19 protein-coding genes are annotated in these 19422 nt (G+C 69.3%); 8 read left to right on the top strand and 11 right to left on the bottom strand.

The genetic code is table 11. The features are described from left to right. Positions 1-250: 250 nt before the first annotated feature. The 8 genes from cas2e to cas3 are packed head-to-tail and all read right to left on the bottom strand — an operon-like array spanning position 251 to position 9344. Entirely contained in the window at positions 251-601 is a 351-nt protein-coding gene (gene cas2e, locus IEX37_RS15635) for a type I-E CRISPR-associated endoribonuclease Cas2e (RefSeq protein ID WP_229663324.1), read from the bottom strand. Further along, the gene (gene cas1e, locus IEX37_RS15630; protein WP_188757306.1) at positions 601-1542 is read right to left on the bottom strand and encodes a type I-E CRISPR-associated endonuclease Cas1e; all 942 of its coding nucleotides are present in this window, start codon (positions 1540-1542) and stop codon (positions 601-603) included. The genes cas2e and cas1e overlap by 1 nt, the downstream gene beginning before the upstream one ends. 10 nt (positions 1543-1552) lie before the next feature. Continuing rightward, positions 1553-2209: a type I-E CRISPR-associated protein Cas6/Cse3/CasE gene (gene cas6e / locus IEX37_RS15625; protein ID WP_188757305.1), complete on the bottom strand. Its 657-nt coding sequence runs from the start codon at positions 2207-2209 to the stop codon at positions 1553-1555. A gap of 1 nt (position 2210) precedes the next feature. After that, entirely contained in the window at positions 2211-2954 is a 744-nt protein-coding gene (gene cas5e, locus IEX37_RS15620; protein ID WP_188757304.1) for a type I-E CRISPR-associated protein Cas5/CasD, read from the bottom strand. Next, positions 2951-4090 (bottom strand): type I-E CRISPR-associated protein Cas7/Cse4/CasC, encoded by a 1140-nt coding sequence (cas7e, locus tag IEX37_RS15615; RefSeq protein WP_188757303.1) that lies wholly within the window; start codon positions 4088-4090, stop codon positions 2951-2953. Before cas7e ends, cas5e begins: the two co-directional genes overlap by 4 nt. Before the next feature lie 15 nt (positions 4091-4105). Further along, positions 4106-4771, bottom strand: a complete 666-nt coding sequence (casB, locus tag IEX37_RS15610; protein ID WP_188757302.1) for a type I-E CRISPR-associated protein Cse2/CasB — start codon at positions 4769-4771, stop codon at positions 4106-4108. Then, positions 4768-6462, bottom strand: a complete 1695-nt coding sequence (gene casA / locus IEX37_RS15605) for a type I-E CRISPR-associated protein Cse1/CasA (RefSeq protein WP_188757301.1) — start codon at positions 6460-6462, stop codon at positions 4768-4770. The genes casB and casA overlap by 4 nt, the downstream gene beginning before the upstream one ends. After that, positions 6459-9344, bottom strand: coding sequence for a CRISPR-associated helicase Cas3' (gene cas3, locus IEX37_RS15600; protein WP_188757300.1), 2886 nt, complete (start codon positions 9342-9344; stop codon positions 6459-6461). Before cas3 ends, casA begins: the two co-directional genes overlap by 4 nt. Before the next feature lie 338 nt (positions 9345-9682). On the opposite strand from cas3, the gene IEX37_RS15595 reads away from it, so the two are divergent. From IEX37_RS15595 to IEX37_RS15575, 5 genes are all read left to right on the top strand, one after another. After that, positions 9683-9928 carry an AbrB/MazE/SpoVT family DNA-binding domain-containing protein gene (locus IEX37_RS15595; protein WP_188757299.1) on the top strand — a complete coding sequence of 82 codons (246 nt, stop codon included), beginning with the start codon at positions 9683-9685 and terminating at the stop codon, positions 9926-9928. Further along, on the top strand, positions 9925-10290 hold the full coding sequence (locus IEX37_RS15590; RefSeq protein ID WP_188757298.1) for a PIN domain-containing protein: 366 nt from the start codon (positions 9925-9927) through the stop codon (positions 10288-10290). The genes IEX37_RS15595 and IEX37_RS15590 overlap by 4 nt, the downstream gene beginning before the upstream one ends. A 200-nt stretch (positions 10291-10490) precedes the next feature. Next, positions 10491-12848: a phosphoribosylformylglycinamidine synthase subunit PurL gene (gene purL, locus IEX37_RS15585; protein WP_188757297.1), complete on the top strand. Its 2358-nt coding sequence runs from the start codon at positions 10491-10493 to the stop codon at positions 12846-12848. Position 12849: 1 nt separating this feature from the next. Next, positions 12850-13008, top strand: coding sequence for a hypothetical protein (locus IEX37_RS15580; protein WP_188757296.1), 159 nt, complete (start codon positions 12850-12852; stop codon positions 13006-13008). A gap of 36 nt (positions 13009-13044) precedes the next feature. Beyond that, entirely contained in the window at positions 13045-13803 is a 759-nt protein-coding gene (locus IEX37_RS15575; RefSeq protein WP_188757295.1) for a hypothetical protein, read from the top strand. Between the two features lie 31 nt (positions 13804-13834). Here IEX37_RS15575 and IEX37_RS15570 read toward each other — a convergent pair whose 3' ends face one another. Further along, positions 13835-15265 (bottom strand): class-II fumarase/aspartase family protein, encoded by a 1431-nt coding sequence (locus IEX37_RS15570; RefSeq protein ID WP_188757294.1) that lies wholly within the window; start codon positions 15263-15265, stop codon positions 13835-13837. A 173-nt stretch (positions 15266-15438) separates the two neighbouring features. On the opposite strand from IEX37_RS15570, the gene IEX37_RS15565 reads away from it, so the two are divergent. The 3 genes from IEX37_RS15565 to IEX37_RS15555 are packed head-to-tail and all read left to right on the top strand — an operon-like array spanning position 15439 to position 17470. After that, a complete protein-coding gene (locus IEX37_RS15565) occupies positions 15439-15819 on the top strand; it encodes a GntR family transcriptional regulator (protein ID WP_188757293.1) in 381 nt (126 codons plus the stop codon). Next, complete coding sequence (locus IEX37_RS15560; RefSeq protein ID WP_188757292.1) at positions 15819-16730, top strand: ABC transporter ATP-binding protein; 912 nt, start codon at positions 15819-15821, stop codon at positions 16728-16730. The genes IEX37_RS15565 and IEX37_RS15560 overlap by 1 nt, the downstream gene beginning before the upstream one ends. Next, positions 16727-17470: a hypothetical protein gene (locus tag IEX37_RS15555; RefSeq protein WP_188757291.1), complete on the top strand. Its 744-nt coding sequence runs from the start codon at positions 16727-16729 to the stop codon at positions 17468-17470. Before IEX37_RS15560 ends, IEX37_RS15555 begins: the two co-directional genes overlap by 4 nt. Positions 17471-17527: 57 nt before the next feature. Here the strand turns inward: IEX37_RS15555 and IEX37_RS15550 are convergent, their stop codons facing one another. Both IEX37_RS15550 and IEX37_RS15545 read right to left on the bottom strand, forming a co-directional pair. Further along, complete coding sequence (locus IEX37_RS15550; protein ID WP_188757290.1) at positions 17528-17845, bottom strand: chorismate mutase; 318 nt, start codon at positions 17843-17845, stop codon at positions 17528-17530. Between the two features lie 60 nt (positions 17846-17905). After that, entirely contained in the window at positions 17906-19246 is a 1341-nt protein-coding gene (locus IEX37_RS15545) for a lactonase family protein (RefSeq protein ID WP_188757289.1), read from the bottom strand. Positions 19247-19422: the final 176 nt, after the last annotated feature.

Here is a 19422-nt window from a genome sequence, read left to right as displayed (position 1 = left end):
ACCGACACCATCCTCGAACTCAGCGCCTAACCCAGCACCGAAGGATCACGAAGCGGCTACACCACTACCGGGGACTTGACCGGCGCTCACCACGTGCCGATTCAGGAGTGCGGATCATCCCCGCGCATGCGGGGAGCACAGTAGCTGATCAGGAGTTTATTGCGCCATGACGGCGTACCGGCTTCACTTTCGGCCTGGTCCGGCGGATCGCGCCACGGGGCCGGCCGAGTGCGATCGCGCTGCCGCGCAGTCAGCGTGCGCGGCGACGCGCTGCCTTGCTCCACCCGCCCCGGTTTGGGGGCGCCCCCTCCGGAGGGGCTTGCCGACCTTCGCGATTCGGCCGCAGCATCAGGGTGACCCCCTCGATGTCCACAGGCTCCCAATGGTGTCCGTGCACGAGGAACGACAGCTTCTGCTCGTTTCGAGCCGAGAAGACCAGGATCGCGCGACCAGTGCGCACCTCCTGTACGGTACGTTCCCATGCCCGCTCGCGGACACGTTTCGATACCGTGCCGACGAAGACTCCCGCCGAAACCTCCAGGAACCATCGCGTGAGGTAACCGCGTAGACCCGGCGGGCATGCGGACAGGACGAGCACCATCACGGCGACTCCTCGGCGTAGCTCGTACCGCCGGCGACGGCTCGTGACGATCCATCCCACAGCCGGACCACGTTCTCGAGTTGCGTCTCCTCCCAATCCTCTTCGTGCTCATCGGGGAGAAGGAGTCGACGGATATCGCGGACACAGCGGTCAAGGAACGCACCACCGTGGAAACGATCGCGCAGCGCGCGCCTCGCCGCCGAGGCCAGATCGATCGTCGGCTCAGCGGCCAGGTCGAAAGCGAGCGGAATGGTCAACTCCGCCTTGTAGAGGTCGGCGATGTCGTACACGAACGAGCGGACGTGCCCGGTATGGATGAAGCCGAGACCGGGCGAACACCCGAGCGCCACGATGACGGAGTGGACGACGCCGTACAGGCTGGTGTTGGCGGCCGAGAGCGCTTGGTTCACCGGATCGCCGTCCTCGAAAGCCTGGACGTCGTAATCACGCCGCGACCACGGCACGCCGGTGCGCTGCGAGTGCTCGCGGTACGCACGCCGCACCCGGGCCCCCTCCCGCCCGCGCAGCTGCTGCATCGTCAGGCCCGAGGTGTCCTCCTCGGGAAACCGCATGGCGTACATCTCCCGGGCGACCCGCAGGCGGGACGATTGGTTGGTGACCAGCCTGGCTTGCGCCTCAAGCAGACGCGAGCTGTGTGCGAGGGAACGACCGTGCGCGTAATAGCGAACGCCCTCCTCACCTACCCACACGACCGTCGACCCGCTCTCCGCCGTCAGCACCATCGCCTGCTGTGTGACGGTGGTGCCGGGTCCGAGCAGCAGAGCCCCCAGGGTGGCAGCGGGGATGTGAAGGGTGCCGCGCTCGTCGGTCGCCGTGATCGCGTTCGCGTCGCGGTGGATCGCACATCGTTCGAGGTAGATGAAGGTCAGTCGGTCCTGGGCGCGGACGAGCTCGGGCAGCTCCGGTGGCTTCGCCCCCATGCCCACGTCGTCACCCCACCGGCGCGATTGTCAGCAAACCGCAGCCATATCCCTTGGCTCGCCCGACCCCGAAGCAGAGCGCCGAAATGAACGCGTCTCGGTCGGCCACGGTCAAGGTGCCCTCGTAGCTGGCGACGCGCAAGGTCACCGACGTTTCGCGACGGCGGAAGGTGAGCATCTTGCGATCAGTCACCACGACGTCCCGTTCCCCGTTCGGCAGTTCGTCGATTCGGAAGCCGGCGCGCCCCTCTCGCTGCAACAGCCAGTTCTCCTGCTGTGCGACGGTCACGTGACCGTAGGGCTTGCCGCGTTCTCCTCGCTCACCACGCGCGCTGTGCGTGGGGTTGGCGGTGAGGCGGAACCGATATCGCTGGCCAGACTCCACACGGTCCAGCAGCGGCTGGTAGGAGCGCGAGCGCCAGCTCTCCTCGAGGGACGGCCAGCCCGCCTGTTCCGCAAGATGCGTGAGGTCAGGTCTGCGGGGGCTGACGATGTAGAGGGTCGCCGAGTGCCGGATGCTGTCCAGCCGCCAGAGCACTCGACCCGTGGCCGAGGGCGAGGGGTCCGGGAACCCCGCGAGCACGGCCGCATGCAGTGCATGGGGCGAGCCCAGCAGTCGCTGCGCTCCTCGGCGGGCGGGATTGAACTGAAAACTACTCAGGTACACGTCACACCTCCTCGTCCGACAGCAGCGCTTCGGGGTCGTGATCTGTCGACGACCCGAGAAGCTCCCCCCGGCCTGCGGGACGCTGCTGTGGCGGGGTGGGATGAACTACCGTCACCGTCGACAGCGCGATGTCGCGCGAACCATACCTGCGCCGCCGAGGATCGAAGCTCTGCGGAACGTCCTGCAGCGACTCCACGATCTCGTCCTCACCCCGGGCATCAACGATGAGGTCCAACTCAACCGTCGCTTCGCGGATTCGACGTAGATGGTGCGGTCGAGCGCGCCAGGGTGCTTCTCGAAGCGCCTCCTCGAGCGGCGCCTCCACGAGCTCCGTCCGAAGCGGACCCGCCGGCGGGAAAGCCCGGCGACCGAGGTATAGGGGGTAATAGGGGCTGGCGAGAGCCCGACGATACTCGTGAAGTTCCGCGGAAGCCGTCTGGACGCCTGCGAGGAAAACCGCGTCCGCGAGGTAGAACCGGTGAGACAGCGGAAACGACGTCTGGCCATCGAGCGATCGTGTGGTCTGGAAATCGCGTTCAACGCGCCCCGGCTGGTCGATGCGCACTCCGTACCTGAGGTCCGCAAAGCGATCCAAGGGAGCCGTGCGATCCATTCCCAGCGCCGCGGCGATGAGGCCGATCACCCCGCTCTTCGTCGGCGCCAGGTCCGTCGCGCGCCGCGAGAACCGGCTGCGTGACCCCCAGGACTGTTGCGCTCCTGCCAGCTCGATGAGCAGCGTCGTCACTGCCGCCCCACAAGCCGCGAGGCAACCGTGTCCCCAAGAGACGCGACGGCGTCATCGAGCGTCGCGCGTTCGCCCAGTGCATCGAGCGCGGAAGCGGCGTCAGAGGCACGGACGACCCAGCTCGTCACCGGAGCCGTGCCGTACGCCTCATCGATCGCCGAGGCGTGCGCGGCGAGACGCTCGCTGGCGTGGCGAAGACGCGGGCTTTCGGTGATCGCTTCCTCGAAGGCACCGACGAGGTTGACGGGCTGGCTCTCGCGAACGGAGATCACGATGCCATCGGGAAGAGTACGGTTCGCGAAGGTGTTCTGCTTGCCGCTCGGCAGGCTTCGGGCGAAGCCCTGCACGAACGCCTCAACGGCACGTCGGGTCGCCTCGGTGTCGCCCAAGTTGTCCCGCAGCCGATCGACGTCAACGGTCGCGTAGCGGTACAGCGTGGAGGAGTTGAACTCCACCGTGCCGATCATCCCAGCGCCCGCGTCCTCCTCGTCGTCCTCAGCCTTGTGGTCGTCGACAGCCGTGTAGTAGTCGAACTCGTTCTCGACGGCGTGCACACTGATGGCGTGGGCGACCTGCGCCGCCGCGTCGACGTTCAGGTCGCTGGCCTCGGCCACCATTCGCCCGAACAGCGCGAGGTCGACGGAGTGATGCTCGTCGAGCGTCTTCTTGATGCCGGAGGCCTTCAAGTGCGCCGCAGCATCCGGTGCACCGTTCGCCTCGACGCACAGTTCCGCAAGGCGGTCGATCTGCCGGGCGCTCAGGAACAGCAAGTAGCCCGCCTCGGCCGGAAGCTCGTGCTCCGGCGTGGAACCGCGCGGCTTCGACACCTTGATCCCGGCGGCAGCGAACGCGAGCGTCGCGAGCTCCTGCGCCCGCTCGTCGCTGATGCTCTCCTCCTTCTTGCGAACGCGGTCTGCGACCAGCTCGATCACGCGCTTCGTCCGTGTGCCCAGATGACCACGATCGAGCAGACTGTCGAAAGCGAGCCGCGTTGCGCGCTTCCAGGCCTGGCTCGACACGCGCGCGCGCCGCACGCCCCCGTACACGGCCGTCTTGGGGCTGCCGGTGTCGTCTCGATTGATGTTCGACGGGGGCAGGGTCTGGAGGATGCTGATGTCGACGATGGTTCGGGTCATGGCGTGTCCTTCGGGTCAGGCGTTGTCGGTGTGTTCGGGTGCGGCGGAAGCGTCCGCCGCGTCGTCGCGCGGATCGTGGGTGCGGTAGAAGTCACGACCCCACGCCATGCGCACGCGGTCGGCTGCTGCGGTCTGGAGGTCGAAAAGGTCCCGCGCGAAGCGGCCATAGTCGAGCGGGATCTGGTGCTGCCGGAACTGCTGGATCAGGCCGCGCGCGTGGGTGACGGTCTCATCCCACGTGGCAGAGGTGCCGAGCGCCGTGAACCGGCGACGCACGGAGTCACGGTCGACCCGGCGTCCGAGGAGTCGCGCCGACCGGCCGAAGCCGTATGCCGCGCGGTGCATCGACGTGTCGGATCGAGACTGCTGGTGCATCGCGTACAGCGTTACCGCGGCGAACGCCGCACGCTCCTCTTCCGTGAGCTCTTCCGCGCGCGTCCGGAGTTCGTCAAGCAGGGTGCGGGGGCGCTCTTCGTCTTCGACGAGATCGTCCACCGTGTTCCCGAGCGCCAGCCCGTACAGCTCAAGGTCTGTTTCGGGCCGGACGCCCACACCTCGGCGCAGCTTCGCGAGGGCCGCAACGGCCCACGAGGCGTTTCTCCGATACCCGGACTGGAGTGTGCGGACGCGCCGCACGACGTGTTCCTCGACGAGTTGCGCGCGCTCCGGGACGACGCTCATGCTGCGGGTTCCTCTCCTGTGGGTTCGTCCGTGTGAATCTGTGCTTCGAGCCTGGCGGCGGCCTCCGCCGACGTCCGGAAGGTACGGCGCAGGGCCTCCGCGAACCAGTGGGCGGCGCGCGCTGTCGTCACCAGCTCCATCCCCGCGCGCCCTCTGACCTCGCGGCCGGCCCATGCCGCGGGTCCGGCGTCTCGGATCAGCTCGTCCCCCAGTTCGCGGAGGATGCCTCGCGCGGCCGTCTTCCACGCGTCCATGGCCGCCTGCGGCAAGGTACCGTCGCCCAGCGAAGCGAGCCATCGCCGATAGGGAGGGTCGAGCCGCGCATACGCCGCAGCACCTGCTTCCGCGCGTGCGGACTCCCCGTCCCCGCCCGCTGCCCGCACGAGGTTGCCCGCGAGGTTACGAAGCGCGAAGACCCCCTCGTCGGCGAGAGAGACAGCGTTCGTCGCCTCGGCTGCGAGTTCGGCGTTCGTGCTTTCCAGGAGCGCGAGCTGCATCACGATGCGATCATCGATCACATCGTCCACGACGGAGTTGTTGCTGCCATACGCGACGCCGACGGCGCGCACGCGCAGCCGGTACGTCGAGTCGATACCTCCGCTACGAGTCGCAAGCGCCTCGAGTATCGCGGGGTGGAGTGCGTGCGGATGACCGTCCTTGGTGCGCGTCGAATCGAGCTGCGGCAGCAACGCACCGATGCCCCGCCAGAACGCCCGATCCGCCTGGTGCGCACGTGGCATATAGGTCGGAGTCTTGAGCTTCTTCGACTGGGGCTCGCTGTATCGCCAGGCCGTCATCGGCTCGACGTGGTGTTGATTCTTGGGCTTGAGCTCATCCCCGTTCGCCAGGATGCAGCCGACGACACGGTCGCCATCCGGAATCAGGCGGATCCGCCGAGCCTGCCATGTGAACAGCCGGACGGGCCCACGGGGGTACAAGCCATCGCGCGGGGCCGGACCGTCGCACTCAAGCTCTTCCCACGGCGGGACATCTGCTTTGGCATCGAGTACGACGCCCGACTCGCCGGGGAGCACGAGATTGAGCAGCAACGTCTCGCGGAGAGTATCGCCCTCGATCATGACGCCGCCCAGGTTGCCCGCCCACGCGAGGCCGATCGGGTATCCCCTCCCGCCCTTGACACGCGGATCACCGACCGCGCCGGACTTGATCCCCGAAGGGTCGAACGCCTGGGCGTTCACGAGCCAACGCGCCGCCTCCGCGAACGACAGCCGCAGGGACGCCGGCCCGGATCTGGTCGTGAACAGTCGATTGTTGCTCGGTAGATCAAGTATGAGCGCGCCCGTGTCCTTCATCTCGTCCCTGGCTGTTCGCAACGCTGCCACCTGAAAGAACGGCCGCTCGGGATGGAAGAGGTCGAACCGATCTGCGAAAAAGTCGAGGTACTCCTCGATCAGGTCGAGAGGGAGCCCGTCTCGCCACCACTCCGCCCAGTCGGCGGTCTCCCAGCCGGTTGCGGAGCGGTCGTCTGACGTCGCGCGATACAGGATCGCAAGCAGTAGGCGTGTGATCGCGAACGACTGCGTCGGCAGTTCACCGCCGACCTCTCGTATGGAATCCGCCTCCCGGAAAGCCTGTCGCAGCGAAAGCTCGGCGACGGCACCATCGAGGCGTCGGACGACGATCCACGGGTTGTCGATCAGGTTGAATCGGAGGGCCGCGGGGGGCGTCATAGTGCCTGCTCGCTTTCTGCCTCTGTACCATCAGAGACCTCTTCGTAGGAGAGCCCATCTTCGGGTGAGTACGTGAGGACGAACGGGTCTAGCCATGCTCGCCGGTCTTCGTCGAGCACAAGCACGAGCTCGCCACGCAACGCGTGGCTCCCGTGCCAGGCTTGAACCGGGTAGCGCTCCTCGAGGTGCGCGATGTGTCTGTCGGCCAGCCGCCCTCGACATACCGCGGCCGGCAGGCGCAGACTGCAACCGAGGATGACCTTGGTCAGAGCGTGCGAAGGCGGCTCGTTCTGCGGGATCAGCTGCCCGCCCCCCTTGCTGAGCCAGGTCGGTGTGTACAGATCGTCACCGCGACGCTGGAGGACGAGGACCTCCAATGTCTCCTCGCCGTCGCGGACAGTGCCCTGTGCGAGAGCCTCGGTCTCGGGGTCGCCGGCGGATCCCGCTACCCAGCCAAGAAGGTCCTTCTCCGGCATGACGGGGGGAAGCAGGTAACCCTGGGCCTTGCCCTGTTGCTCGGCCCGACGGGCGTCGAACTCAGTACGCGCCGCAGCGATCGCCGTCTGCCACTCATCAGGCCCCTGCGGCTCCTCCCCGTACACGGTCTGCACCAGATGCGGGATGTCAGCGGGAAGGTGCAGCGTGTCGCGACCATGCAGGCTTGCCAGCGTACGCAACAGGACGTACCGCGAGTAGATCTTCTGCGATCCCCGGTGAGGTTCTGGCGGTACCGCATTCCAGTGCACCCCGGTGAGGACGAGTCGAGGTTCGCGGACAAGCGCCGGCCGGCCGACGCGATCATGACGGTGCAGGCGACCCGCGCGCTGCAGAATCAGGTCAATCGGCGCGACATCGCTGATCATGATGTCGAAGTCCACATCGAGAGATTGCTCGACGACCTGACTCGCCACGACGATCATCTGATCGGGCCGGCGGCCATTCTTTCCGAAGAGCTCCAGCAATCGCCGGTCGCGTTCGGCCCGGTCTCGGGCGAGGAACCGGGCGTGCGCGACGATCACCTTCTCCGCGCCGAAAACCCGTCGAAGGTGAGCGGCAGTCTCCTGCACACGCGACACCGTATTCCGGATCACGACGGCGGTCCCGCCGTCGGCCAGGGCTCCCCGCAGGCACGCTTCCAGCGCCTCGAGCGTGTCGTCCATCCGCTCGAGCTTCAGTTGGCGAGCTGTGTCCCCGGCCTCCGGCGTGAGAACCCGCGGGGTTCCGCGGCCATCCGCCACCACAATGGAGGGATAGCCGATGTCGCCGCGCAGAGGCGTGGCTGAGTCCGCGGGCGTACCGTCCCTACGCTCGGTCCAGGACCGGCGCTGGGGCTGGCGGCGAGTACGACTGCTCGCGCCACCGACATAAGCCTCCACGAACGCGATGCGCCGCTCCGCCGGGAGCGTGGCGGACAGCATGATGACGGGGACGTCATACGCACCGAGCCAGTGGAGGACCCGCTCGAGAAACTGACTCATGTAAGCGTCGTAGGCGTGAACCTCATCGAGAATCACGACCTTGCCGGCGAGTGCAAGGTGGCGGAGCATAAGGTGTTTGCTGCGCAAAGCACCGAACAGCGCCTGGTCGATCGTGCCGACGACGAAGTTGGAGAGAGGACCACGTTTCGGCGACGCGAACCAGTGGTGCGCGATGACAAGCTCCCGGAGGGCGCGGGCCCTCCTGTCGTCGCTCTCGCCGATCGCGCGGAAGCGCGCCTCCCACTGCATGCGATCGAAGCGATCGTTCTGGCCGGATTTCCCATGCGCGAGGTGAATGTTGCTCGGCGTGTCCAGCCCAAGCCGTTCCGCCCACTGGAGCGTGCGACCGAACAACGCATCGGCCGTCGCTTGCGTGGGTAGCCCGAAGAAGACGCCCGACCGATCCAGTCGCTCCGCGAGGATCTCGGCTGCGGCGAGCGCGGCCTCAGTCTTGCCGACCCCCATCGGAGCTTCGAGGATCATCAGCGCGGACCCTGCCGTCTCTCGCGCGGCGGTCATCATCGTCTCCTGCACCGGGCGCGCACGCACTCCGGATCCGAGCCCGAAACGACGCGCGAAGAGCTCCGCGTTGTCTTGGGGCGGGTGCGGGGACCACGGGCGTGGCAGATCCAGTCCTTCCCAGGCGCGCAGCGCTCGCTCCCGGGCACTCTCCGCAGGCTCGGTACCCGGCAAGACAGGTTCGAAGCGGTCACTGCTGGCGAGCCAATCTGCGACGATGACGAATCCGCTCAGCGGCACGAGCACGGTCAACGGCAAGGACGCACTGCGCCACATCCCCAGCGCCTCGGAGTGCGCATACAGCTCTGTCATCGCCTCGAGCAGCTCGACCCGGGTGTGCGCCCAGTGGACATCCCCGATGAACCGTGATTGAGATCGGGCAGCGCGGACCGCTGCGTGATCCTGCGGTAGGCCATGATGTGCGGCGAGCACGCTGCCGAGACGATCAGCCTGCGCCTCCGTGAAGCCATGGTGTTGAAGCCAGTCCGCTACCGTGACATGACTGACGACCTCGTGCCGGCATCGGCTGCGATCCTCGCCCATGATCGATGGGTCGCCGCGGAGACCGGCCCTCTCCATCCGCGCCGCCAGAGCGGGCACTTGGAATGCGAAAGCAGGGCTGGCCTTGCCGAGGTCGTGCGTGGCGGCGAGCCAGACCGCGAGAGTTCGCGCGGCGCCCGGGTCGCCAACGGCTTCCTCAATCGTCCGCTTGACGGCGGGCGAAAGCCAGTCGTCCCACAGCAACTTCGCGATCTCTGCAGTGTCGGCGAGGTGCTGATAGAGCGGCAACCACGTCTCCACCGCGCCGGTGACCGGATCCCGATGACTCTTCGCCCACACCGACCGCGCCGCGGGACTAAGCGAGCGGGCAATGTCGGTGACCACCGGAAGACTCCTCTATGAGACGGGCGATGGCACGACCGTATCGGCGCTAGCGAGTACCGGGCAAGACCCTCTCCTGACTCTCCCTTTAAAGTTCAACGTTCGTTCACAAGCAAGACGCGTAAAATACCGGTCCGTGCCGCACCCCTGCAACGGCAGGGAGAAGTCTGGCCCTGAAGAGTTCAACTGGTTCATCCTCGCGGGGCGAGGAGCATCCAGCGCGGCACCGGATGCGTCTGGCCAGATCCTCTATTCTCACCCACCCTGCCCGCGACGGGCCTGGTGCCGCTCGGCTGCACTACTCGGTGCCCAGATGGGAGTCGAAGGGGTACTGTCCTCCTATGAGTGGGACGTTCCATGCCGTGATGGGAGATCGAGGTCGCCTTGTGGTTCCGGCCGAGGTGCGGGCCCGGCAGGGGTGGACCACCGGGACTCCCCTGGTGCTGGTCGAGGGCGAGACGGGCGTGACGTTCATGACGCGCGAGCAGGCGAAGGCACATGTGCGCGCGCAATTTCGCGGATCGCACGCGGTCGATGACCTCATCGCGGAGCGGCGCAAGGCCGCGCAGCAGGAGGACGCCGAATGACCGTGGTGCTGGACGCGTCCGCCGTGCTGGCGTTCCTGAACGATGAAGACGGCGCCGACGTCGTCGACGGGCTCCTCCCCTCGGCCGCGATCAGCGCCGCGAACTGGTCCGAGGTCGCTCAGAAGACGCGCTCCGTCGGGGCGGACTGGGCGACCACTCGCGCCCTGCTCCTGGCCTACGACGTAACGGTCGCTCCGGTCACAGCCGACGACGCCGAGGCCGCCGCCGCGTTATGGCAGCGGGGCTCGGGCATGTCCCTGGCTGATCGCCTCTGCCTGGCCTTGGCCAACCGCCTCGACCGCATCGCCGTCACCGCGGATCGCGCCTGGGGCGAATCGTCCCGCATTCGGCAGATCCGGTAGCCGGCTCCGACACAGCACGCGGAGATATGCGCGCCTGCGGATCGGCGAGCCCGAATCGATCCGAAACGGTGCATCTTTCCGCGACGGGAGCCGCGCTCACGCCGAGCCCGGCCAGGGCGCGCGCCCACACGGGCCGGCCCCCAGCCCGCTCGACTAAGCTGGCCTGGTCCTGCTCCCCCGCGATCCTGGAGCCCTGCCGCGTGACCACCACTGCCCCCGAAGGCCGCGCCGCGGTCGCCGACACCGTCGCCAACGCCGCTGCCACGCCCGAGCGCGAGCAGCCGTACGAGGCGCTGGGCCTCAAGCCCGACGAGTACGCCAAGATCCGCGAGATCCTCGGGCGGCGCCCGACGTCGGGCGAGCTGGCCATGTACTCCGTGATGTGGTCGGAGCACTGCTCCTACAAGTCGAGCAAGATCTACCTGCGCCGGTTCGGGCAGAAGGTCTCCGACGAGATGAAGGAGCGCCTGATGGTCGGCATGGGCCAGAACGCGGGCGTGGTCGACGTCGGCGAGGGCTGGGCTGTGACCTTCAAGGTCGAGTCGCACAACCACCCGTCCTTCATCGAGCCGTTCCAGGGCGCGGCCACGGGCGTGGGCGGCATCGTGCGCGACATCATCTCGATGGGCGCGCGCCCCGTCGCGATCATGGACCAGCTGCGCTTCGGCGCGATCGACCACCCCGACACCGCGCGCGTCGTGCACGGCGTCGTGAGCGGCATCTCGTCGTACGGCAACTGCCTGGGGCTGCCCAACATCGGCGGCGAGACGGTGTTCGACTCCGTCTACCAGGCCAACCCCCTCGTCAACGCCCTCGCGGTCGGCGTGATGCGCCACGAGGACATCCGCCTCGCCAACGCGACCGGAGCGGGCAACAAGGTCGTGCTGTTCGGTGCGCGCACCGGCGGCGACGGCATCGGCGGCGCCTCGATCCTCGCGTCCGATACCTTCGCCGATGGCGGCCCTACGAAGCGCCCCGCCGTGCAGGTCGGCGACCCGTTCGCCGAGAAGGTGCTCATCGAGTGCTGCCTCGAGCTGTACAAGAACGACCTGGTCGAGGCGATCCAGGACCTCGGCGCCGCCGGCATCTCGTGCGCCACGAGCGAGCTCGCCGCCAACGGCGGCTCGGGCATGAACGTCGAGCTCACCAACGTGCTGCTGCGCGATCCGTCGCTCACTCCCGAGGAGATCCTCATGAGCGAGTCGCAGGAGCGGATGATGGCGATCGTCGCGCCCGAGAAGCTCGACGCGTTCCTGGACGTCGTGAAGAAGTGGGATGTCGAGACGAGCGTGCTCGGCGAGGTCACCGGCGACGGTCGCCTGGTCATCACGTGGGACGGCGAGACGATCGTCGACGTCGACCCCACCACCGTCGCGGTCGACGGACCGGTCTACGAGCGTCCCGTCGCCTACCCGGCCTGGCTCGACGCGCTGCAGGCCGACACCGCCGCGAACCTGCCGCGCCCCACCGAGGGCGCCGAGCTGCGCGAGCAGTTCGCCAAGCTCGTCGCGAGCCCGAACCTCGCCGACACGTCCTGGATCACCAACCAGTACGACTACTACGTGCTCGGCAACACGGCCCTCGCCTTCCCTGACGACGCGGGCATGATCCGCGTCGACGAGGAGTCCGGCCTGGGCGTCTCGATCGCGACCGACGCGAACGGCCGCTACTGCCAACTCGACCCCTACGCGGGCGCGCAGCTCGCGCTCGCCGAGGCGTACCGCAACGTCGCCGTCACGGGCGCGAAGCCCACCGCCGTGACCGACTGCCTCAACTTCGGCAGCCCCGAGAACCCCGAGGTCATGTGGCAGTTCGCGCAGACCGTCGACGGACTGTCGGACGCCTGCTACGAGCTGGGCGTGCCCGTCACGGGCGGCAACGTGTCGTTCTACAACCAGACCGGCGACGTCCCGATCCACCCCACCCCCGTGGTGGGCGTGCTCGGGATCATCGACGACGTCGCGCGCCGCATCCCGAGCGGCTGGCAGGACGAGGGCGAGAACATCTACCTGCTCGGCACCACGGCGACCGAGCTCGACGGCTCGGCGTGGGCCGGCACGATCCACGGACACCTGGGCGGGCGTCCTCCCAAGGTGGACCTCGCGGGCGAGCGCCGGCTGGCCGACCTGATCCAGGCGGCCAAGGACGAGATGCTCGTCTCGAGCGCGCACGATCTCTCGGAGGGCGGTCTCGGTCAGGCCCTGGCCGAGGGCGTGCTGCGCTTCGGCGTCGGCGCGCGCGTGTGGCTGCGCGAGCTGATGGAGCGCGACGGCGTGGATGCCGCGACCGCCCTGTTCTCGGAGTCGACCGGCCGCGTCATCGTCACGGTGCCGCGCGAGGAGGACGTGAAGTTCCGGGGCCTGTGCGAGGGCCGCGGCTACCCCGTGCTGCGCATCGGCGTCACGGGCGGCGACGAGCCGGCGCTCGAGGTGCAGGACCTGTTCACGGTGCCGATCGCCGAGCTGCGCGAGCTGTCGACCTCGACGCTGCCCGCGGCGTTCGGTCCGACGGTGTCCGAGCCGCCGGCGACCGACCCGGCCTTCCAGCCCGGCGCCTGACATGCAGGTCAACCACTCCCAGCTCGAGCCCGAGGGGGAGGCGTCCGACGCCTACTCCGAGCGCCGCAATCGGCGTGTGCGCGCCGTGGCCTGGGTCGCGATCGGCGCGCTGCTGATCACGGGCGGCGGCGCGACCCTGCTCGCGCTGCTGTTCGGCTGACAGCGCGCACCGCCGGCCGGAGCATAGGGTCGAAGGGTGGAACCGCTCCTCACCTTCCTCGGCAACTACTGGTGGCTGGTGTTCCCGCTCGGCGGAGCGGCCGCCGCTGCCGCGGGCAGCGCCGCCCAGTGGTGGTCGAAGCAGGCGAAGGCGCGACACAAGCGGCGTCTCGAGATCATCAAGGCCAAGAGCGATGCCCGCGCGGTCGAGCTCGCCGCCCGGGCGCAGGCCGAAGCGACCCGGAGCCGGTCGCTGCCGCCCGGCGTGGCGGAGTCCGACGCGCGCAGCCGCGGCGAGCGCGTGAAGCGCCTCATGGCCACGCATGACGAGGTCACCGAGCGGTGGCTCGAGTACGAGCTCGACGTCGCGAAGGTCATCGCGTTCCCCACGATGAGCGACGGCCGGAACCCGCTCACCGCGGCCTTCCTGCGCGCCAAGAAGGTGGCCGACGGCCTCCGCCCCGCGTCCCCGGACGCCAGGATCGACTCCGAGACGCTCGCCGAGTACCGCGACGCCGTGCACGACTACGAGGTCGCGTTCGACGTCGCGGAACAGGAGGCCCGCCGCGTGCGCGACAGCGGGTTCACGGACGCCGAACGCAAGCGGCTCGAGCGCGCCCAGCACCTCCTCCAGGTCGCCGTCGACCAGTCGGCCTCCGCGTCGGAGCGCCAGCTCGCCTACCGGCGCGTGCGCGAGGAGCTCGACGGCCTCATCACCCTCTCGGACGGCGCGGTCGAGAACCTCGAGAAGCGCGTCGCTCCCGAGATCGAGCATCGCCGCCCCGAGTCCCCCTGACGCTGTCTCAGGCGCGGCGGTCGACGCGGCGTCAGTCGCCCAGCACCGCCTTTCGGGCGCGCCGGGCCGCGTCGCGCGCGATCTGCGGCGCGAGGCCGACGTGGCCCGCCGGGTCGAGCAGCGCGCGGATGCGCATGGGCGGCAGTGCGGACCGCACGCGCGCATCCGCGAGCAGCAGCTCCTCGAAGTCCTCGCCCTCGGTGGCGCACCGCATGGCGGCCTCGTAGACGATGCGGTGCGCCTCGTCGCGCCCGAGCTCCTCGCCCAGCGCCAGCATGACGGCCTCGGAGCCGATCAGGTTGCCGCTGAGCTCGAGGTTGCGGCGCATCCGCTTGGGGAACAGCTCCAGCCCCTCCAGGATGACCTTGAGCCGCATCAGCATGTCGCCCATCGCGACGAGACTGTTCTGCATCGCCGCGTCGAGCTTGGCGGTCGCGCCGCCGTCAGCCTCGTGAGGATGGATGACCGCGGCGACCGCCTCGGGCGCCGTCGAGCGCACGAGCGCGGCCAGATCGAGGACATCCGCCGACAGCTTCGGGTTGCGCTTGTGGGGCATGGTCGAGCTGCCGACCGACCCGGGCGGCACCGGCTCGGACACCTCGCCGAACTCGGTCTGCATCATCGTCTCGACCTCGATCGCGATGCGCGCGCACGAGGCCGCGACGATCGCGAGGTCGGAGATGTAGCCCGACTGCGGCGAGAGGAGCGCCCGCGACGGCACGGGCATGGGCTCGAGCCCCAGCAGATCGGCGACCCGGCGCTGCACGCGCGGTCCCGCCTCCCCCAGCGACGCAAAGCTGCCGACCGCGCCCGCCATCATCACGCGCAGGCACGGGCGCACCCCGTGCTCGATCCGATCGTGCCCCCGCAGCAGGTCGTCGATCCACGTGGCCACCTTGAGCCCGAAGGTGATCGGCACCGCGTGCTGACCGTGCGTGCGCCCCGGCATGATCATGGTCGCCGAGCGCTCGGCCAGGTCTGCCAGCGCGGCGAGGCAGTCGAGCAGCAGGCGGCTGACGATCGCGTGGGCGCGCCCGATGAGGATGGCGTGTCCCGACTGCATGATGTTCTGACTCGTGGCGCCCCAGTGCACCCATCCGCCGGCGCCCTCGCCGGCCGCGTGCGCGAGCTCCTCGATCAGGGGGACGAGCGGATGCCCCTGCGCCCGCATCCCCGCGATCACGCGGTCGCGATCCAGCGACGCCAGGCGCCCGACCTGGGCGATGCGCCGCGCGGCCTCCTCCGGCACGATGCCCGCCTCCGCCTCGGCGCGTGCGAGCGCGACCTCCACGTCCAGCCAGGACTGCCAGATGCTCTCGGTCGTGTACAGCGCACGGATCCCGGCGTCGGGAACGCTGTAGTCCGTGAAGCGCTCCGCGTCGCCCGCCGCCTCGGCGATCGTGAGGTCGATCGGCGGCGCGGCCGGATACCGCGGCAGCGGGATGGGGGACGTGTCGGTCACGCACGCACCTCCGCCCGGAGCGGTCGGCGGCGGGCGGGCGTGAAGACCATGCCAGCAGAGTAGAACGCGATCCGCGCGTGGCTGAAGTCGACAGCGGATCGAGACGGAGTTGACACGAACCGGACTTGTATGGTTACTTACTCAAGTAACTAACCAACGGACCGGGGGATCAGGTGATCGAAGAGGGCAAGCCGCTGTTCGTGCAGATCGCCGAGCAGATCGAGGACTCGATCGTCGACGGGAGCCTCGCCGAGCAGGCGCAGGCGCCGTCGACCAACGAGCTCGCCGCCTTCTACCGGATCAACCCGGCCACCGCAGCGAAGGGAGTGGCGATGCTCGTCGACAAGGGCGTGCTGCACAAGAAGCGCGGCATCGGCATGTTCGTCGCGGACGGCGCGCGGGAGCTGCTGCTGTCGGAGCGGCGCGGCGCTTTCGCCGACCGCTACGTGGCTCCGCTCCTCGCGGAGGCCCGGAAGATCGGGCTCGGACCCGAAGACCTCACGGCGCTCATCCGCGAACGCGCGGCACACGACTCCACCACGGGAAGGGAATGATGAACCCCGTCATCGAGGTGAGGAACCTCACCAAACGGTACAAGGACAAGCTGGCGCTCGACGACGTGAGCTTCGACGTCCAGAGGGACACGATCTACGGCTTCCTCGGCCGCAACGGCGCCGGCAAGACGACCGCGATGTCGATCATGACCGCGCAGAACTTCGCGACGTCCGGCACGGTCCGCGCCTTCGGCGAGGAACCCTACGAGAACGCGCGCGTGCTGAGCCGGATGTGCTTCGTGCGCGAGAGCCAGAAGTACCCCGACGACGCCACTCCCCTGCACGCGTTCGCGTCGGCCCGGCTGTTCTTCCGCAACTGGGACCAGGGCTTCGCCGAGAGCCTGATCGACGACTTCCAGCTGCCGGTCAAGACCCGGATCAAGAAGCTCTCGCGCGGGCAGCTCTCGGCGGTCGGGGTCATCATCGGGCTCGCGGCACGCGCCGACGTGACGTTCTTCGACGAGCCGTACCTCGGGCTGGACGCCGTGGCCCGCCAGATTTTCTACGACCGCCTGCTCGCCGACTACGCGGAGCGCCCGCGCACCGTGCTGCTGTCGAGCCACCTGATCGACGAGGTGTCGAACCTGATCGAGCGCGTCCTCGTCATCGACGGCGGCCGGATCATCATGGACGAGTCGACAGACGACGCACGGGCCCAGGCCACCAACGTGGTGGGCGACGCCGCGGCGGTCGAGGCGGCGATCCGCGGCCGCGAGGTCATCCACCGCGAGAGCCTCGGGCGTGTGACGTCGGTGACATTCCTCGGGCCGCTGTCGCAGGCCGAACGGGCGGAGCTCACGACCGCCGGCCTCGAGTTCGCGCCCGTCTCCCTGCAGCAGCTCATCGTGCGCCGCACGCAACGAGCGACCCGAAGCGACGACGTCGCGTCCCAGGAAGGAGCACTCCGATGACCGCGGTCCAGGAGCGCGCACAGCGTCCGACATCCCCGGCGCGCACCCTCAACGTCGTGCGCCTGCAGTTCATCAACCGGCAGACCTTCGTCTGGGTCCCGCTGATCGTCCTCGGCGGCGCGTGGACCATCATGCTGCTGATCTTCTGGATCGTGGACACCGCGTCCGGCGGCGCAGCCCGCGGCGTGGTCGTCAACGGCGCCGCGCAGGCCCCCCTCTGGTACTTCCTGGTGGTCGGCACGCAGGCGATGACGCTGACGTTCCCGTTCTCGCAGGCGATGAGCCTCACGCGACGCGAGTTCTTCGTGGGCTCGCTCGCCGCGGCCGCCGTGAGCGCGGCCGGGATCGCGGTGCTGTTCGTGCTGATCGGCCTGCTCGAGCTCGCGACGGACGGCTACGGCGTGCGAGGGCACTTCGCCTACCTCGAGTGGGTGTGGGAGGCGGGCCCGCTCGCGGCCTGGCTGGCCTACTTCACGATGACCATGCTGTTCTTCGTCGTCGGGTTCTGGTTCTCGACCCTCTACAAGCGGTTCAGCTCGGTGGGGCTGACGCTGGCGATCCTCGCCGTGACGCTATTGCTGGTGGGCTTCGCCGCGCTCGTGACGTTCCAGCAGGCGTGGCCGCAGGTCTGGCAGTGGATCCTCGACACCGGCGCCCTCGGACTGACGCTGTGGGGCATCCTGCTGACCGCGGTGCTCGCGGCCGGCTCGTACCTCACGCTGCGGCGGCTCCCCGCCTGACGGCGCAACGCGGCTCGGATCTCCGTGATCCGGGCCGCGTTCGGCGTCCCGCGGGTGCTACGGCCGCTCGTTCTCCTCGGCCCCCGCCGCGACATGGTGCCGGATGACCTCGGCCACGACGAAGTTGAACCACTTCTCGGCGAACTCCGGGTCGAGATGCGCGGCCTCCGCCAGGGCACGCAGCCGCGCGACCTGCTGCTCCTCGCGACCCGGATCCGACGCAGGCATGGCATAGCGCGCCTTCAGCTCCCCGACCTGCTGCGTCGCGCGGAAGCGCTCCGCGAGCAGATACACCAGTGCCGCGTCGATGTTGTCGATGCTGGCGCGCAGGCGCTGCAGCGTGGCCTCGGGGGTCTCGGTCGGCGCGTCCGTCATGCGTCGAGATTACCGGCTCGGGTTCTTCCGCTCCCACCGCGATCCCGCCGCGCGACGGAGTCAGCGGACGGGGAGGATGTGCTGCGGCGTCGGCACGGCGAGGCGGTGGCGGACGGGCCCGGGAACGCCCGTACGCTCGTCGATCCCGAGGGACGCGACCTCGTGGGAGCCCTGCCCGGCGACCAGGATCGTGTCGCGCACAACGGCGTGGTGGCGCGGGGTGCGGATGCCCGACTCGGCGAGCGCGACGTGCTCCAGGCTGTCGCCCTCGCCGCGCACGCGCAGCACGGCGATCGTGTCGCTGCCGCGCAGACCCGTGTAGAGGAAGACGCCGTCACGCGAACGGGCGATCTCCGCCGCCGTGTCGCCCGGCTGCGACGCGGGGGAGGCCGCGATCCCCGAGCGCAGCGACCACCGGCCGTCGGGCCCCTCGCGCAGCACGAACACCTCGCTCGAGTACTCCGTGACGACGTAGAGGTGACCGCTCGGGTGCAGCAGCAGGTGGCGCGGGCCGACGCCCAGCGGCAGCGCGACCTCGTGGTCGAGCGCGAGCCCCCGAGGCGAGGCGCGCCAGAAGCGCACGAGATCGAAGCCGAGGTCCGTCGTCACGAGCCGCCCGCCGGGCAGGTGCAGGGAGCAGTGCGCTCGCGTCACGCGCGGCTCGTCCTGCTCGTTCGCCGCGGCCCCGCCGAGCGTCATGGCGCCCGCCAGGGGCGGCTCCGGGGCGCTCGCCCCCGATCGAACGATGTCGCGCACGGCCGGGTCGTCGAACGGATCGCGCGACTGTCCCAGCATCGCCAGGATGTCGTTCAGGTCGGCGTCGGGACGGATCCCCGACGACGACGGGGACGTGGACCCGGCCAGCAGCGCCGCGAGCTGAGAGGCGTCCACCCCGCGGTCGACGAGCTCCCGCAGGTCGGCGACGCCGTCCTGGCCATCGACGAGGTCGGCGACGCCGGAGCCGGCGGGCCGAGCGATGTCGTACGGGTCCGATGCCGCGGCGGCCTCGGTGCGCGTCCCGAGGCGACCCGCGCCGTCGAGCGCGATGTGCACGACCTTGCCGTCGCCCCAGCACGCCGCGACCAGGTGCGATCCATCCGGGGCGACGGCGACGTGGCACACGGCCTCGCCCGCCTCCACGGGGGAGCCGAGCGGGGTCAGCGTTGCCTCGCCCGTGCGCCGGAACGCCGCGACGCGCCCTTGCCCCTCGAGCGCCGCGTAGACGACGTCGAGCGCAGGGTGCGGTGCGAGCCAGCTGGGCGAGGGCGCCGCGACGGCGTCCCCGGCGAGCGCGAGCGGTCCGCTCGCCAGCGGCGAGTCGGCGTCACCGGCCGTCGCGGCCATGATGCCGCGCGCCTCCCCGCCCAGGTCGACACCGCGCGCCCCGATCCAGAACCTCATGCGTCGATCCTCTCAGCCTCGTCCACCCCCGCACCGGGGGTTGACTAGCGTTCGTACCGGTTACTAGCGCGGGGAGCGCTAGTAACCCGCACCGGCGCTAGTTGTGGTGTCCAGGTAGGTTGTTGAGTCTGCTGATGGGCGGGGCTCCGATGGCGGAGTGGCGCCTGTGGTGATTG

The organism is Microbacterium album (genome assembly GCF_014643695.1).
GTDB classification, from domain to species: Bacteria; Actinomycetota; Actinomycetes; order Actinomycetales; family Microbacteriaceae; genus Microbacterium; species Microbacterium album.
The sequence above is the reverse complement of the archived record's forward strand: the minus strand, read 5'-3'. Positions and strand labels throughout refer to the sequence as shown.